This window comes from Ferrovibrio sp. (assembly GCF_965278975.1).
Classification (GTDB): domain Bacteria; phylum Pseudomonadota; class Alphaproteobacteria; order Ferrovibrionales; family Ferrovibrionaceae; genus Ferrovibrio.
Genome location: NZ_OZ257126.1, coordinates 4,567,328 through 4,582,244, shown reverse-complemented (window position 1 = coordinate 4,582,244; position 14,917 = coordinate 4,567,328). Strand labels below are relative to the sequence as shown.

14 protein-coding genes are annotated in these 14,917 nt (G+C 63.5%); 5 read left to right on the top strand and 9 right to left on the bottom strand.

Annotated elements, in window-relative coordinates; all coding sequences use genetic code 11:
• Positions 1–395: 395 nt before the first annotated feature.
• Both ACQY7X_RS22120 and ACQY7X_RS22115 read right to left on the bottom strand, forming a co-directional pair.
• Complete coding sequence (locus ACQY7X_RS22120) at positions 396–1,244, bottom strand: alpha/beta hydrolase family protein (RefSeq protein ID WP_428247655.1); 849 nt, start codon at positions 1,242–1,244, stop codon at positions 396–398.
• Between the two features lie 178 nt (positions 1,245–1,422).
• Entirely contained in the window at positions 1,423–4,920 is a 3,498-nt protein-coding gene (locus ACQY7X_RS22115; RefSeq protein ID WP_428247654.1) for an indolepyruvate ferredoxin oxidoreductase family protein, read from the bottom strand.
• Between the two features lie 264 nt (positions 4,921–5,184).
• Between ACQY7X_RS22115 and ACQY7X_RS22110 the strand changes: the two genes are divergently transcribed.
• Genes ACQY7X_RS22110 through ACQY7X_RS22100 form a run of 3 tightly spaced genes read left to right on the top strand, consistent with a single transcriptional unit; the run spans position 5,185 to position 7,087 of the window.
• Positions 5,185–6,171, top strand: coding sequence for an NAD-dependent epimerase (locus tag ACQY7X_RS22110; RefSeq protein ID WP_428247653.1), 987 nt, complete (start codon positions 5,185–5,187; stop codon positions 6,169–6,171).
• On the top strand, positions 6,168–6,653 hold the full coding sequence (locus ACQY7X_RS22105; RefSeq protein ID WP_428247652.1) for a PaaI family thioesterase: 486 nt from the start codon (positions 6,168–6,170) through the stop codon (positions 6,651–6,653). Before ACQY7X_RS22110 ends, ACQY7X_RS22105 begins: the two co-directional genes overlap by 4 nt.
• Positions 6,650–7,087 carry a PaaI family thioesterase gene (locus ACQY7X_RS22100; protein WP_428247651.1) on the top strand — a complete coding sequence of 146 codons (438 nt, stop codon included), beginning with the start codon at positions 6,650–6,652 and terminating at the stop codon, positions 7,085–7,087. The genes ACQY7X_RS22105 and ACQY7X_RS22100 overlap by 4 nt, the downstream gene beginning before the upstream one ends.
• Before the next feature lie 119 nt (positions 7,088–7,206).
• On the opposite strand, the gene ACQY7X_RS22095 is transcribed toward ACQY7X_RS22100, so the two are convergent.
• The 3 genes from ACQY7X_RS22095 to ACQY7X_RS22085 form a co-directional block, all read right to left on the bottom strand.
• Positions 7,207–7,989: an anti-sigma factor family protein gene (locus ACQY7X_RS22095; protein WP_428247650.1), complete on the bottom strand. Its 783-nt coding sequence runs from the start codon at positions 7,987–7,989 to the stop codon at positions 7,207–7,209.
• Positions 7,986–8,534 carry a sigma-70 family RNA polymerase sigma factor gene (locus ACQY7X_RS22090; protein ID WP_428247649.1) on the bottom strand — a complete coding sequence of 183 codons (549 nt, stop codon included), beginning with the start codon at positions 8,532–8,534 and terminating at the stop codon, positions 7,986–7,988. Before ACQY7X_RS22090 ends, ACQY7X_RS22095 begins: the two co-directional genes overlap by 4 nt.
• A gap of 61 nt (positions 8,535–8,595) precedes the next feature.
• Positions 8,596–8,982 (bottom strand): COG4315 family predicted lipoprotein, encoded by a 387-nt coding sequence (locus ACQY7X_RS22085; RefSeq protein WP_428247648.1) that lies wholly within the window; start codon positions 8,980–8,982, stop codon positions 8,596–8,598.
• A 143-nt stretch (positions 8,983–9,125) separates the two neighbouring features.
• Between ACQY7X_RS22085 and ACQY7X_RS22080 the strand changes: the two genes are divergently transcribed.
• Positions 9,126–9,635, top strand: coding sequence for a tetratricopeptide repeat protein (locus ACQY7X_RS22080; protein WP_428247647.1), 510 nt, complete (start codon positions 9,126–9,128; stop codon positions 9,633–9,635).
• A gap of 20 nt (positions 9,636–9,655) precedes the next feature.
• On the opposite strand, the gene ACQY7X_RS22075 is transcribed toward ACQY7X_RS22080, so the two are convergent.
• Entirely contained in the window at positions 9,656–9,988 is a 333-nt protein-coding gene (locus ACQY7X_RS22075; protein ID WP_428247646.1) for a DMT family protein, read from the bottom strand.
• 5 nt (positions 9,989–9,993) lie between these two features.
• The gene (gene pyk / locus ACQY7X_RS22070) at positions 9,994–11,406 is read right to left on the bottom strand and encodes a pyruvate kinase (protein WP_428247645.1); all 1,413 of its coding nucleotides are present in this window, start codon (positions 11,404–11,406) and stop codon (positions 9,994–9,996) included.
• Between the two features lie 142 nt (positions 11,407–11,548).
• Here pyk and ppa point away from each other — a divergent pair, with 142 nt between their 5' ends.
• A complete protein-coding gene (ppa, locus tag ACQY7X_RS22065) occupies positions 11,549–12,082 on the top strand; it encodes an inorganic diphosphatase (protein ID WP_341980552.1) in 534 nt (177 codons plus the stop codon).
• Positions 12,083–12,100: 18 nt separating this feature from the next.
• On the opposite strand, the gene ACQY7X_RS22060 is transcribed toward ppa, so the two are convergent.
• Both ACQY7X_RS22060 and ACQY7X_RS22055 read right to left on the bottom strand, forming a co-directional pair.
• Positions 12,101–13,747 carry a GMC family oxidoreductase gene (locus tag ACQY7X_RS22060; RefSeq protein WP_428247644.1) on the bottom strand — a complete coding sequence of 549 codons (1,647 nt, stop codon included), beginning with the start codon at positions 13,745–13,747 and terminating at the stop codon, positions 12,101–12,103.
• Positions 13,748–14,064: 317 nt separating this feature from the next.
• Positions 14,065–14,805 (bottom strand): SDR family NAD(P)-dependent oxidoreductase, encoded by a 741-nt coding sequence (locus tag ACQY7X_RS22055; protein WP_428247643.1) that lies wholly within the window; start codon positions 14,803–14,805, stop codon positions 14,065–14,067.
• Between the last annotated feature and the right edge of the window lie 112 nt (positions 14,806–14,917).

Sequence of the window (14,917 nt, the reverse complement as noted above, 5' to 3'; positions counted from 1 at the left end):
TAAGGGCAAAATATTCCTGGTAATGCCAAGGTAGGGGATTTGTAGAGGGCATTTTATTTGAGCATTTATATGCTTGGGAGCGAGCAATGTGCACTGAACAGGATGCGCTTACCATAGCGGATCAAGCAATTCGTAAGGTATTCACGTCTTCTGGCAATCTCTCTCGGTTAAGTTCCCAGATAAAAGACGATGGTGACGTCTGGACAATTTCTTACTATTTACCCGTAGGAGAGATCGGAGGCGCTCCGGTGGTTGTAGTGGAAAAAAGAAATTGTGCGATTAAAGTGATGCTTTGCGAGCAATAGCCTGCAGGATAGGCGAATACTCCCGCGAGCCGAGCACCGAAACCGACAGCGGCGAAGTCACCAAGGTGAAATGCTACGAGGGCCGCTGAGCTAGGCGCGCTGAGCTTCCAGCCATTTGGTCACGTCCGGCATCACCAGGGCCGGCTGCCGCACCCAGCGGAAATGATCAATCTTGTCGAAGCCCAATGCCTTGGGATCGAGATGGATGCGGGTGAGGGCGGCATTGGACATCTTGCCGATCAGGGCATCCATCGTGTGGCGTGGCGCGAAGAAATCGCCCTGCAATGAAATCGCCAGCACCGGCAGCGTCACTGCGGCGAGCTTCGGTTCGTAATCGACGCGCGGATTGCCGAGCATGAAGCGGCCGGTGCGTGCCTGGCGTGCCCAGTCGCGCATCACGCCGCTGGCCTCGCGGCCGGCGAAGCGGAAACGTTTGCCCGGGAAATGCCCGAGCACGCGGCCGATCTGACCGGCCACCTGGCTGTAGAGCAGGAAGGAGAAGCCCCAGAGTTTCCAATGCACCGAACAGGCGGCGATGATGATCAGGCCATCAAGTTTCGCCGGCCCGGTGCTGGCATAGAGGTTGCTGATCTGGCCGCCCAGGCTGTGGCCGAGCAGGTAGAATTTGGATGCAGGGAAACGGGCTTGCATCGCCTGCGCGGCCAGTGGCCAATCCTCATGCAGCATGTCGTGGTAGCTGAAATCATAGCCATGGCCGGGGCGAGGCGCATCGGCGGCGGCTTCATGGCCGCGCAGTTCCGAGACGCCGACATTGTAGCCCGCTGCCTGCAAGGCTTCGGCCAGCAGGCTGTAATAGCCGGCCTGCACGCCCATTGCCGGTTGGATCAAGATGGCGGGGGCTGAAGCCGCCGCTGCCGGATAGACCGTGAGGGTGAAGCGCGTGCCGTTGCCACGGGTGAGGATGATCGGTTCGCTCATGGCGCAATCAGGCCATGGCTCCGGCGGCTTGGCAATTACCTTTGTGGTAATGCCGTAGCGGCATGCCGTGAGGGAAATGGCAACTTTATGCGTAGTTGTCACCTTCGCGAAAGCGAAGGTCCCATTTACTGAGCGAAATGGGATGCCGGCTTTCGCCGGCATGACAAAGATGAGGTGACTACTCCGCTGCGCTCGCCAGCGGCGCCGGATTGCGGAAGCTGGCGAGCAGGGCGGCTTCCTTTTCCTTCGCCGCCTGCAAATGCTTCAGCTTCACATGGCCGTAGCCGCGGATTTCTTCCGGGATCGCCGCCAGTTCCAGCGCCAGCGCATGATTGGCCGGGGTGAGGTTGGCGCAGAGTTCGGCCAGCAGTTTTTCGTAATCCTTGATCAGCTGGCGCTCCGTCTTGCGTTCCTCGGTATAGCCGAAGATATCCAGCGCCGTGCCGCGCAGATGCTTGAAGCGGGCCAGCAGGCCGAAAGCCTTCAGCATCCAGGGGCCGAACTGCATCTTCTTCGGCAGGCCGGTCTGCGGGTCATCCTTGGTCAGCAGCGGCGGCGCCAGGTGGAATTCCAGGGTGAAGTCGCCCTCGAACTGCGCGTTCAGCTTGGCCTTGAAGTCGCCGTCGGTGTAAAGCCGCGCCACTTCGTATTCGTCCTTGTAGGCCATCAGCTTGTAGGCATAGCGCGCCACGGTTTCGGCCAGGCCGGTGAAGCCCTTGGCCTTGGCGGTTTCCGCCTGGCGCACGCTTTCCACCAGGGCCTTGTACTTCTCGGCATAGGCCTTGTCCTGGTAGGCGACCAGCAGGTCGTACCGCTTGGCGACGATATCTTCCAGGCTGGTGGCGAAAACCTGCAATTCGGCGGGCGGGATCGCCGGCCGCGCAATGCCTTCCACCAGCTTCGGATCCTGGGCATAGAGCCGGCCCCAGTTCAGGGCGCGGATATTGCCTTCCACGGTGGCGCCGTTCAGTTCGATGGCCTTGAGCACGGCCTCCAATTTTAGCGGGATCAGGCCGCGCTGCACGGCATAGCCGAGCATGAACATGTTGGTGGCGATGGCATCGCCCATCAGCGCCGTCGCGATGCGGGTACCTTCGAGGAATTCGCTCAGGTTGTCGCCCGCTGCCTTGCGGATCGCCTGCACCATGCCGATCTCGTCGAACTGGATATTCGGGTTGAGCGTGAAGGCGGCGGTTGGCGTGCGGTGGCTGTTGATCACCACGCGGGTGGCGCCGCTATGCATCTTGTCGAGCGCATCGGGGCTGGCCGCCACCACCATGTCGCAGCCCAGCACCAGATCGGCGCCGCCGGCTGCCACGCGCACGGCGTGGATGTCTTGAGGGTCGCTGGCGATGCGCACATGGCTCAGCACGGCGCCGTTCTTCTGCGCCAGGCCGGTGAAATCCAGCACGCTGGTGCCGTAGCCTTCCAGATGCGCCGCCATGCCGAGAATCTGCCCGATGGTGACGACGCCGGTGCCGCCGATGCCGGTGATCAGGATGTTGTAGGGTTGTTCCAGGCCCGGCACTTCCGGCTTCGGCAGCTTCTCGATCATCGCCGCGATATCAGCTTCCGAAGGGCCGGTCTTGCCCGCCTGCACCTTGGCACGCTTCAGGCGGCCGCCATGCACGGTGACGAAGGAGGGGCAGAAGCCGTTGACGCAGGAGAAATCCTTGTTACAGGCCGATTGGTTGATTTTGCGCTTGCGGCCCAGTTCGGTTTCCAGCGGCTCGACCGAGACGCAGTTTGATTTCACCGAACAGTCGCCGCAGCCTTCACACACCGCATCATTGATGAAGGCGCGTTTCTGCGGATCGGGGAAGGTGCCGCGCTTGCGGCGGCGGCGCTTCTCGGCGGCGCAGGTCTGGTCGTAGACCAGCACAGTGCAGCCTTCAATCTCGCGCAGTTCCTTCTGCACGGCATCCAGTTCGTCGCGGTGACGGATGGTGACACCCGGCGCCCAGGGCGTGTCAACGGGATACTTGTCCGGATCGTCGGTCACCACAATGATCTTCTTGGCGCCTTCGCCATAGACCTGCTGGGTGATCGAGGCCGGGGTCAGCACGCCGTCATGCTGCTGGCCGCCGGTCATCGCCACGGCATCGTTGTAGAGAATCTTGTAGGTGATGTTCACCTTGGCGGCGATGGACTGGCGCACCGCCAGCAGGCCGGAATGGAAATAGGTGCCGTCGCCGAGATTGGCGAAGATGTGCTTTTCATTGGTGAATGGCGCCTGGCCGACCCAGGGCACGCCTTCGCCACCCATCTGGGTGAAGGTAGCGGTTTCGCGGTTCATCCACAGCGCCATGAAATGGCAGCCGATGCCGGCGGCGGCGCGGCTGCCTTCCGGCACGCGGGTCGAGGTGTTGTGCGGGCAGCCAGAGCAGAAATACGGCGTGCGCTGGGTGGTCACCTTCAACACGTTCTTCTCGCGCGCCTTCTGCTCCAGGAAGGCGATGCGCTCTTCCATCAGCGGATTGGTGTAGAAACGCTTGATGCGATTATAGATGGCGCGGGCCACCATGCCGGGATTGATCTCACCGGCAGAGGGGAGGATCCAGTCGTGGTTCTCGTCGAACTTGCCGACCACGCGCGGGCGCACATCCTCGCGCCAATTGTAGAGCTGTTCCTTCAGCTGATTCTCGATCATGGCGCGCTTTTCTTCCACGACCAGGACTTCCTCCAGCCCCTCCGCGAAATGCCGAGCGCCCTCGCGCTCCAGCGGCCACACCATGCCGACCTTGTAGAGCCGGATACCGATTTCTGCCGCCAGCTTGTCGTCGATGCCGAGTTCGTCCAGGGCCTGGCGCACATCGAGATAGGACTTGCCGGTGGTGATGATGCCAAGGCGCGCGCGCGGGCTGTCGATCACCACGCGGTCGATCTTGTTGGCGCGTGCAAAGGCGAGCGCGGCATAGACCTTGTGCTGCTGCAGGCGCAGTTCCTGATCCAGCACGCCATCCGGCCAGCGGATATTGAGGCCGCCTTCCGGCATCGCGAAATCAGTCGGGTATTGCAGCACCAGGCGTTCCGGGTCGATGGAAACGCTGGCCGAGCTTTCCACCGTCTCGGTCTGGCATTTGAAGCCGACCCAGATGCCGGCATAGCGCGACATCGCCCAGCCGATCAGGCCGTAATCGAGGAATTCCTGAACGCTGGCGGGATTCAGCATCGGAATCATCGCCGCCATCATCATGTGCTCGGACTGATGCGCCAGCGTGGACGAGGCAGCGCCGTGATCGTCGCCGCACAGCGCCAGCACGCCGCCATTAGGCGAGGTGCCAGCCGAATTGGCATGCTTGAACACGTCCATGGCGCGGTCGACGCCGGGGCCTTTGCCGTACCAGACGCCGAATACGCCATCGTAATTCGCGCCCGGGAACATGCCGACCTGCTGGCTGCCCCAGACCGAGGTGGCGGCCATGTCTTCATTCAGGCCGGGCTGAAAATGGATGTGATTCTCTTTCAGGAACTTGCGTGCCTTCCAGAGCTGCTGATCGAACATGCCGAGCGGCGAGCCGCGATAGCCGGAGATGAAGCAGCCGGTATTCAGACCGGCAAGCAGGTCGCGCTTACGTTGCAGCATGGGGAGGCGCACCAGCGCCTGGGTGCCGGTGAGGAACACACGCCCCTTTTCCAGGGTGTATTTGTCGTCGAGCGTGACATTCGTCAGCATCCCGTTTTCCTCCTGCTGCCGTATTGCCACTGGCCCTGGGGTTCGGACCAAATAGGTAAGCAATACTGACCTAATTATAAACCAGCCGGGGCCTGAGTCGATAGCTTTATTATCGCCTGGCAGGCGCTATCCGGGCCGGTTGCTCTTTGCTTTGATTCTGGTAGATAGCCCGCCATAGTCAATGAGAGGCAACGCCCAAGCGTTCCGCCCCGTGTTCCGGGCGAGCGTTCCAGGCGGTTTTCCGGCCCGCATAAGGACCTGTCCATGACCGTTTTGCTCACCGGTGCCGCCGGTTTCATCGGATACCATGTCGCCGAGGTGCTGCTGGGGCGCGGGGAAGAGGTCATCGGGGTCGATAATCTGAATGACTATTACGATCCGGCGCTTAAGCAGGCCCGCCTGGCCCGCCTCCAGGGCCGCAAGGGTTTCCGCTTCCTGAAGCTGGATATTGCCGACTGGGATGCCATGCGTGAGGCGCTGGCACATGAGCCGGTCACCCGCGTCGTCCATCTCGCCGCCCAGGCCGGCGTGCGCTATTCGCTGATCAACCCCTTCGCTTATATCCGCGCCAACCTGATGGGCCATACCGCGATCCTGGAATTGTGCCGGCAATGGCCGAAGCTGCAGCATCTGGTCTATGCCTCGTCTTCCTCGGTCTATGGCGGCAATACCAAGCTGCCGTTTGCCGTTGAAGATCGTGTCGATCAGCCGGTATCGCTTTATGCCGCCACCAAGAAGGCGGACGAACTGATCAGCCATGCCTATGCGCATCTGTTCCATATTCCGCAGACCGGGCTGCGCTTCTTCACCGTCTATGGCCCCTGGGGCCGGCCGGACATGGCGATGTACCTGTTCACCAAGGCGATCCTGGAAGGCAAGCCGATCGACGTGTTCAATCACGGCGACATGCAGCGCGACTTCACCTATATCGACGACATCGTGCGCGGCATCATCGCCTGCCTGGATAATCCGGCGCCGCCGAACGAGCAGGGCCGGCCATACAAGGTCTACAATATCGGCAATAACAAGCCGGAAGAATTGCTGCGCCTGATCGAGGTGCTGGAGCAGGCCCTGGGCCGTAAGGCGGAAAAGCGCCTGCTGCCGTTGCAGCCCGGCGATGTCAAATCGACCTATGCCGATATCGAGGCGATCCGTAACGATCTCGGTTTCGAGCCGACCACGCCGATCGATGTCGGTGTACCCCGCTTCGTCGAATGGTATCGCAATTACCACGGGCGGAACGAGGCATGAGCGAGATCGATCCCGCCGGCGTCGACCCGAAAATCATCGATGCTTATATCCGCAAGGGTATTCCGCATTGCGGCGCCACCGGCATGCGGCTGGTGAGTATGGCGGCGGAAGATACCGTGATGGCCTTGCCCTACAATCCAGACCTGGTGGGCGACCCCACCACCGGCGTGCTGCATGGCGGCGCGGTCACGGCGCTGATCGATACCGTCTGTGGCATGGCGGTGCTGGCCGGCACCCGCAAGCTGCAGGCCATTGCCACCCTGGATCTGCGCATCGACTATCTGAAACCGGCGCGGGCCGAGGTGGAATTATTGGCCGCCGCCCATTGCTACAAGATCACCCGCACCATCGCTTTCGTGCGGGCGCGGGCCTATCACGCCGAGGCGCCGGACGATCTGATTGCTGCCTGCGTCGCCACCTTCATGCTCGGCTCGTCCGACAAGCCGGCGGTGGATCCGCGCCGCAAGGAGCCGACGGCATGAGCAGCGATTTGCAGAATTTCGTCCGCGAGGCGCGCCAGGCCGAGGATTATGCCCGCTTCGTGCAGGCGGTGCCGTATCTGCGTTTTCTCGGGCTTCAGGTGCGCAAGGGCGAAGGCGGGCCGCTCTGCGTGCTGCCCGGCGACCCGAAGCTGATCGGCAATGCGCAACTGCCGGCTCTGCATGGCGGCGTGCTCGGCGCGCTGCTGGAATCGGCGGCGATCATCCAGCTTATTTTCGCCGCAGAGACCGACACGATCCCGAAGATCATCGACTTGAGCGTCGATTACCTGCGCTCGGCCAAGCCGGTGGAAACGTTTGCGCGCGCCACCATCACCAAGCATGGCCGCCGCGTGGCGAATGTACGCGCCGAAGCCTGGCAGGATGATCCGGCCAAGCCGGTCGCCGCCGCCCACGCGCATTTCCTGCTGGGTTAACGCCATACATACCTACATCGTCTTGCCCCGGCTTGGCCGGGGCATCCACGATTTGCTTTTTAAAAAGAAGAACTCGTGGATGGCCCGCCTTCGCGGGCCATGACGATTGTCGAGTTGTTTTAGTTCAACTGCGCATACACGGCGCGGGCAATCGGCAGCAGCTTGTCGCGTTCCAGCGCGCCGACCAGGGCATAGCCGTAGCCACCATCGATCCAGTAGAAACCGGCGGCGCCATTCTGCTCGTTGAAATGGAAGGCGGTATCGGTGCCGGGCTCGCCGGAGCGGACATAGAGCGTCAGCCTTTCGCCGCGCTTGTTCTCGTACATGAACTGCGCCGCGGCCCCATTGCTGGCCGCCGGCAGAAGGCGCCCGCCGATCAGGCTGAAACCGGCTTCCGCCAGATAGGGCGCCTTCAATTGCGTGCCGAGCCGCTTGGAGAGCCAGGCGACGAGATGCTTTTCTTCTGCCGCCGGCACTTCCACCGGATGCAGTACTTCCGCCGTATAGAGCAGATGCGCCCGCGCCGCTTCGCGCGATAGCGGCGCCGCTGCCACCTGGGGATGGCGTTCGGAAACCGCGCCACGGCCCCACCAGCCAAGCCCGGCGCCAAGCGCCGCCACCAGCAGCAGGGCGGCGATGCGCGGCAGCAGGCGGCCGGTGCGCTCGGCGAAAGTCGGGCGCAGGAACACGGTACCGAGCATAGCCGGCATCGTTTCATCAAGTTGTGGCGCATAATGCTGGCGCAACGCATCGGCCTGCTCCTGCCAGGCGGTGACGCGGGCGGCGGCTTCCGGGCTGCGCAGCAGATAGGCTTCGACGCGGCCGCGCTCGGCGGCGTTCAGCCGGTCATCGACATAGGCATGCAGCGTCGCGTCGTCGATGGTCTCGTCGCGGTCGCTCATTTCACTCTCCTCAGGCTCGGGCCCTTCTGGCGCGGGCGGTTCGGGTCGGCATCGCTCTCGCCATGCAGCAGGCGGTGCAGCCGGTCGCGGGCGCGGGTCAGGCGCGACATCACGGTGCCGAGCGCCACGCCCTGCACGCGGGCGGCTTCCTCGTAGCTCAATCCTTCCACGGCGACCAGCAGCAGCAGGCTGCGCTGCTCCTCGCTTAAGCGGTCCAGTGCCACTGCCAAGTCGAGCAATTCCAGCCGTTCGATCTGACCGCCGCTGACTGCGGGTTCATCCACGCTTTCATCCAGCGCCACGCCGTCCGGCCGGGTGTAGTCGCGGCGCAGGCCATTGGCCCAGGTATTGTGCAGGATGGCGAACAGCCAGGGCCGCAATGCGCCATCCTCGCGGCGCTGGCCCCAGGCGGCCAATGCCTTGGCAAGGCTTTCCTGCACCAGATCGTCGGCCTGCGTGGCATCGCGGCACAGCGTGCGGGCATAGCGCCGCAAGCGCGGAATCTCCGCTTCCAGCAAATGCGGTTCACGGCGTCGAAAAAGCATCAGGAGGGCGAAAGCATAAGGCTAACCGGCCCAGGTGAAATACCCAGGCCGGCAGGATGCCTCAGGGCCGGGCCGCATGCCAGGCATTGTTGAGGAAGCCGTCGCCGGTGGTGTCGCCCGGCTTGGTGTCCTTGGCCCAGGTATAAAGCGGCTTGCCCTTGTAGGCCCATTGCTTGCCGCCATCATCGCGGGTGATCACCGTCCAGTCACCCATCGCCTTGGCATCGGCCATCGCCATCAGCGGCGGCCAGTTGGTGGCGCAGGGCCCGTTGCAGGCCGATTTGCCCGGCGTGGCATCGCGGTCGAAGGTATAGAGCGTCATGCCCTTGGCATCGGTGAGTACGCTGCCAATGGCGCTGCTGCCGGGCTTGGCCGGCGCCATGTCGGCGGCACAGGCCGCCAGCAGCAGGGCCAGCCCGAGGCCGGCCAGGGTGGTTTTGATCGTCATGCGGTTCCCCTTTTATGGGTGGTTGAAACGTCCTGCCCTCGATAAGTGAGACGCGCGGGAATGTGATTTATTCCGTCTTGCCCCCGGAAAAATGCGGCATTAACCTGACCGCCATGCGGATCGGCTGGAGTCTTCTGGTTTTTTTGCTGATTTTCGCGGCGCCCGCGCGGGCAGCCGAGACACTCGACGTATTGTTCGAGAAACTGCAGGAAACCGAGAACCCGATCGAGGCCCGCCAGATCGAGCGCAAGATCTGGGAGGCCTGGGGCGTTTCCGGTTCCGACACGCTGGACAGCCTGCTGCAATCCGGCGTGCAGCTGATGAACCAGGGCGAGCTGCACCGCGCCGACCAGATTTTCACCGCCATGATCGAGCTGAAGGGCGATTTCGCCGAGGCCTATAACAAGCGCGCCACGGTGCGTTTCATGGCCGGGGACTATGCCGCCTCGGTGGCCGATGTGGAGCGCACCCTGCGGCTGGAGCCGCGCCATTTCGGCGCCCTGGCCGGCCTGGGCGTGATCATGGAGCGGCTTGATAACCTGCCGGAAGCCCTGAAAGCCTATCGCCGCGCCATGGCGGCCAACCCGCATCTGGCGGACATGGCCAACAAGCTGAAGGACGTGCGGCGCAAGCTGGACGCCAAGGAACTCTGAGTTTCCAGAGCTCTGATCCCTCAGAACTTGAAGATGAACACCACTGCCGCCACCAGGCAGGCGAAGGCGGCGACGTAGTTCCAGCGGATCGCCTCGCCCAGATAGAAGATCGAGAACAGCGCGAAGACGACCAGCGTGATCACCTCCTGGGTGATCTTGAGCTGTGCCGCCGTGAAGCCGCCGGTGCTATAGCCGATGCGGTTGGCTGGCACGGCGAGGCAGTATTCAAACAGCGCGATACCCCAGCTTATCGCGATCACCTTCCACAGAATCTGTTCCGGGAATTTCAGGTGCCAATACCAGGCGAAAGTCATCAGCACATTGGAGCCGATCAGCAGCAGGATCGTGGTCATGATTGTCAGGCCTTGGCGATGCGCAGCACATTGGTGCGGCCGGGCGTGCCAAACGGCACGCCAGCGGTGATGACGAGGTAATCGTTCGGCTTCGCCAGGCCGCTTTCGCGCGCCATGGCGGCCGCCCGCTGCACCATGTCGGAGAAGTCCACCGCATCGGGTGATACCACCGGATTGACGCCCCAGGCCAGCGCCAGGCGCCGCGCCGTGGCCACAGCTGGCGTGAGGCAGAGGATCGGCGATTTCGGCCGCTCGCGCGCCGCGCGCAAGGCAGTGGAGCCGGACATGGTGTAAGTGACGATGGCAACCGCGTTGATGGTTTCCGCCACCTGGCGTGCCGCCGCCGTGATCGCATCGGCAGACGTTGAGTCCGGGCTGGCATGTTCGGCATCCATGATGCCGCGATAATGCGGATCGCGCTCCACCTGTGCCGCAATCGAATCCATCGTGCTGACGGCGGCGACCGGATGATCGCCGGACGCGGTTTCCGCCGAGAGCATCAGCGCATCCGCACCATCATATACAGCCGTTGCGACATCGGAGACCTCGGCACGCGTCGGCACCGGCGCCTTGATCATGCTTTCCAGCATCTGGGTGGCGACCACCACCGGCTTGCCGGCGCGCCGCGCCAGCCGCACGATGCGCTTCTGCAAACCCGGCACTTCCGCCAGCGGCATTTCGACGCCGAGATCGCCGCGCGCCACCATCAGCGCATCGGCCAGTTCCACCAGTTGCGGCAGGCAGCTGATCGCCGCCGGCTTCTCGATCTTGGCCAGCAACGCCGCGCGGCCCTGGATCAGCCCGCGCGCTTCCTCCAGATCCTCGGGCCGCTGCACGAAGCTCAGCGCCACCCAGTCGACACCCATCTCCAGCGCCACCACGAGATCGGCGCGGTCCTTCGGCGTCAGCGGACTCATCGGGATCAGCGCGCCCGGCAGGTTCACGCCCTTGCGGTCGCTCAGGCGCCCGCCGACCAGCACTTCGGCCTCGGCCCAGCCGCCGCCGGTGGCGGCGACTTTCAGCCGCAGCTTGCCATCATCCAGCAGCAATTCGGTGCCGGGTGTCAGCGCCGCCATCACCTCCGGGTGGGGCAGGGCGACGCGGCCCGAATCGCCCGGTGCCGCTTCGCCATCGAGGCGGAAACGCTGCCCGGCCACCAGTTCCACGGCGCCATCCTTGAAGGTGCCGATGCGCAGCTTCGGCCCCTGCAGATCGGCCAGCAATCCGATCGGCTGGCCCATTTCGTGTTCCAGGGCGCGGACGGCGCGGATGCGGGCGCGGTGGTCGTCATGGCTGCCATGGCTGAAATTCAGCCGAAAAACATCGGCGCCAGCCTCTACCAGGGCGCGAATCTGCTCCGGCTGCGAACTGGCCGGGCCCAGGGTGGCAACGATTTTGACATTCCGCGTGCGGTGCATGGCCGATTCCTTCTTGTCTCGCCAGCCTAGGGGGATCAAGGTCACAACCCAAGGGAATCCGTATATTTTCAAAGCGCCGGATATTGCGGCTTATGCTGCGCCGCAGTAGAAACTTGCCGCATCGCAGCATCCGGAGCCAGCCATGGATATCGCCCGTATTCCGGTGGGGAAGAACCCGCCGCACGACGTCAACGCCGTGATCGAAATCCCGGCCGGCGGCGTGCCGGTGAAATACGAGCTGGACAAGGATTCCGGCGCCCTGTTCGTCGACCGCTTCATCCACACCGCGATGTTCTACCCGGCGAATTACGGCTTCATCCCGCACACGCTGTCGGGCGATGGCGATCCCTGCGACATCCTGGTGGTGAGCCATATCCCGGTGGTGGCCGGTGCGGTGATCCGCTCGCGCCCGATCGGTGCGCTGCTGATGGAAGACGAAGCCGGCGGCGACGAGAAGATCATCGCCGTGCCGGTGGACAAGCTGCACCCGTTCTACACCGATGTGCGCACCTACGAAGACCTGCCGGCCAGCCTGCTGACCCAGATCGAACACTTCTTCAGCCACTACAAGGATCTGGAGAAGGGCAAGTTCGTCAAGAACACCCAGTGGGTCGGCCCGGAAGAAGCCGCCAAGCTGATCACCGATGGCGTGAAGCGCGCCGCTGGTTTGAGCTGAGCGGATTCTCTGAAGGCATCACCCCCGCGCGTCGCGGATGATGCTCTCGGCCGCCTTCTCGGCGATCATCAGGGTGGGCGAGGCGGTGTTGCCCGAGGTGATCAGCGGCATTGCCGAGGCATCCACCACGCGCAAGCCTTCGATGCCGCGCACCCGCAATTCGCCATCCAGCACCGCCATGCGGTCGTGATCCGGCCCCATCTTCGCCGTTGCTACTGGATGGAAGATGGTGGCGCCGAGATCGCCCGCCGCCTTCACCATATCGGCTTCGCTGGCGATACCAGGACCGGGCAGGTATTCCTCCGGCTCATAGGGCGCCAGTGCCTTGGCCTGCGCCAGCCGCCGGGTCAGCTTGATGCTGTCCACCGCCACGCGCTGGTCTTCGGGCGTGGAGAGATAATTCGGCTGGATCGCCGGGGCTGAGAAAGCATCGCGGCTCTTGATCCGCACATGGCCGCGCGAGGTGGGGCGCAGATTGCAGATGCTGGCGGTGAAGGCTGGAAACTTGTGCAGCGGATCACCGAACTTATCCAGTGACAGCGGCTGGATGTGATACTCCACATTGGCCGTGGCATGTTCCGGGCTGGAGCGCGTGAACATGCCGAATTGCGATGGCGCCATGGTCAGCGCGCCGCGCCGGAACAGCGCGTAATCCAGCGCCATCTTGGCCTTGGCGAACAGCGACTGATCGAGCTGGTTGATGGTGGTGACATTCTTCACCTTGTAGATCAGCCGCACCTGCAGGTGATCCTGCAAATTCTCGCCCACGCCGGGTGAGTCATGCGCCACCGGTATGCCATGCTGCTGCAACAGCGCACCCGGGCCGATGCCCGATAGCTGCAACAGCTGCGGCGAGGCGATGGCGCCGGCGGTGAGCAGCACTTCGCGCGCCGCGCGCACGCGGTAGCGGCGGCCATTCTGGGTGTAGATCAGCCCGGTGGCGCGGCGGCCGCCATCCATTTCGATGCGTTCGGCATGGGCCTGCAAGCGCACGGTGAGATTTTGCCGCTGCATCACGGGTTTCAGGAAGCCGGTGGCTGCCGACCAGCGCCGGCCCTTATGCTGGTTGACCTGGAAATAGCCCGCGCCCTCATTGTCGCCGCCATTGAAATCCGCCACCGGCGGGATGCCGATCTCGGCCCCGGCGCGGCCCACGGCATCCAGGATATCCCAGCGCACGCGCGGCTGCTCCACGCGCCATTCGCCGCCGCTTTTGTGCAAGGGCGCGGTGCCTTCAGAGGAAGCGGTGGCAGAAAAATGATTCTCATGCTTGAGGAAATACGGCAGCACATCATCCCAGCCCCAGCCGGTGAGGCCAAGCTGGCGCCAGGCATCGTAATCGGCGGCCTGGCCGCGCATGTAGACCATGGCGTTGATGGCGGTGCAGCCGCCCAGCACCTTGCCGCGCGCATAGCCGATGGACCGGCCATTCAGGCCCGGCACGCTTTCGGTCTTGAAGCACCAGTCGGAACGCGGATTGCCGATGGCGAACAGATAGCCGATGGGGATATGGAACCAGATCCAGTTGTCGTCGCCGCCGGCTTCCAGCACCAGCACGCGGCGCGCGGGATCGGCAGACAGGCGATTGGCCAGCAGCGACCCAGCCGTGCCGCCGCCGACGATCACATAGTCGAATGTGCCGCCATCCTCGAAATCTTCAGCCATGCGTTTCTCCCTTGGCCGCCAGTCTAGGCAGGCCGGGGCCGGAGCGGGAAGCCGCGGCGGAGGGGTAAAACGGCTTTACCAAAATGGGATTTACAAAAATGGGCTTTACAAAAATGGGATGCCCGCCTGCGCGGGCATGACGACCTTCTTCATATTCCTTGTCATACCGGCGAAAGCCGGTATCCCATTTTTTCAGTTTGCTTCCCAAACCTTCCCGTTTGTTCCCGGACACTCGCGCGATTTTGTCACAACGCCGTTTTCCGCTGTTTACGGCCAAACACTATAAAGAACATTATGCGAACAGTCAATCGCCCAGCCTACAGCGCCCCGAGCAGCGTCATCCCGCCATCCACCAGGATCGACTGCCCGGTGACATAGCCGGCCAGCGGCGAGGCCAGGAACAGCACCGCGCCGGCGATATCCTCGGGCGTGCCGATGCGGCCCAGCGGCAGGCGCGCGGCCACGGCTGCCTCGTTGCCGGCCTGGTTGGCGGTCAGCTTGGTCGGCACGAAGCCGGGGCCGACGCCGTTCACCCGGATGCCCTGCTTGCCCCATTTGATCGCCAGCACCTTGTTCAGATGCTTCAGCCCGATCTTGCTGGCGGAATAGGCCGGGTTGTTGCGCGCCGCCTGCTCGGCCACCACGGAATCGAGATTGACGATGGCGCCACCGCGCACAGCCAAAGCCGGCTGCAAGGTGGCGCACACATCCATCACCCCGGTGAGGTTGATATCCACCACCCGGGCAAAGCCGGCGCGCTCGAATTCCTGGCCCTTGTAGAGCACCGTGCCGACGCAATTCACCAGCACATCCAGTTCGGGGAAGCGCGGCGCCAGGGCCGCCACGGATGCCGGATCGGACACGTCTAGCTGAATGAAATCCAGCCCGGCGAAATCATGGCCATAGCTGGCTGCCTCGCGCGTGCCGGTTACGCTCACGCGGGCGCCTTGGCTTACGAAGGCGCGCGCCACGCCATGGCCGATGCCATCCGAGCCGCCGGTGACGAGTACAATCCTGCCGCTGAAATCGAGCGCGCCTGCAAAGCCGGATGCAGCCATGGTTTCCCTCCCGTTTATCGCCTGATCATTGCAGGCATGATCGGCGATTTAATGCAGGCAAGGAAGCGCCGCCAGACAGGGCAGGGTGGTATTCGCGCCGCCGGGCGCCGTA

Excerpts from the sequence above, each read along its gene's own strand:
- ACQY7X_RS22120 (WP_428247655.1), bottom strand. The coding sequence starts at position 1,244 with ATGAGCGAACCGATCATCCTCACCCGTGGCAACGGCACGCGCTTCACC.
- ppa (WP_341980552.1), top strand. The coding sequence starts at position 11,549 with ATGGATATCGCCCGTATTCCGGTGGGGAAGAACCCGCCGCACGACGTC.
- ACQY7X_RS22100 (WP_428247651.1), top strand. The coding sequence starts at position 6,650 with ATGAGCAGCGATTTGCAGAATTTCGTCCGCGAGGCGCGCCAGGCCGAG.
- ACQY7X_RS22090 (WP_428247649.1), bottom strand. The coding sequence starts at position 8,534 with ATGCTTTTTCGACGCCGTGAACCGCATTTGCTGGAAGCGGAGATTCCG.
- ACQY7X_RS22075 (WP_428247646.1), bottom strand. The coding sequence starts at position 9,988 with ATGACCACGATCCTGCTGCTGATCGGCTCCAATGTGCTGATGACTTTC.
- ACQY7X_RS22115 (WP_428247654.1), bottom strand. The coding sequence starts at position 4,920 with ATGCTGACGAATGTCACGCTCGACGACAAATACACCCTGGAAAAGGGG.
- ACQY7X_RS22105 (WP_428247652.1), top strand. The coding sequence starts at position 6,168 with ATGAGCGAGATCGATCCCGCCGGCGTCGACCCGAAAATCATCGATGCT.
- ACQY7X_RS22095 (WP_428247650.1), bottom strand. The coding sequence starts at position 7,989 with ATGAGCGACCGCGACGAGACCATCGACGACGCGACGCTGCATGCCTAT.
- ACQY7X_RS22055 (WP_428247643.1), bottom strand. The coding sequence starts at position 14,805 with ATGGCTGCATCCGGCTTTGCAGGCGCGCTCGATTTCAGCGGCAGGATT.
- ACQY7X_RS22060 (WP_428247644.1), bottom strand. The coding sequence starts at position 13,747 with ATGGCTGAAGATTTCGAGGATGGCGGCACATTCGACTATGTGATCGTC.
- ACQY7X_RS22085 (WP_428247648.1), bottom strand. The coding sequence starts at position 8,982 with ATGACGATCAAAACCACCCTGGCCGGCCTCGGGCTGGCCCTGCTGCTG.
- ACQY7X_RS22110 (WP_428247653.1), top strand. The coding sequence starts at position 5,185 with ATGACCGTTTTGCTCACCGGTGCCGCCGGTTTCATCGGATACCATGTC.
- pyk (WP_428247645.1), bottom strand. The coding sequence starts at position 11,406 with ATGCACCGCACGCGGAATGTCAAAATCGTTGCCACCCTGGGCCCGGCC.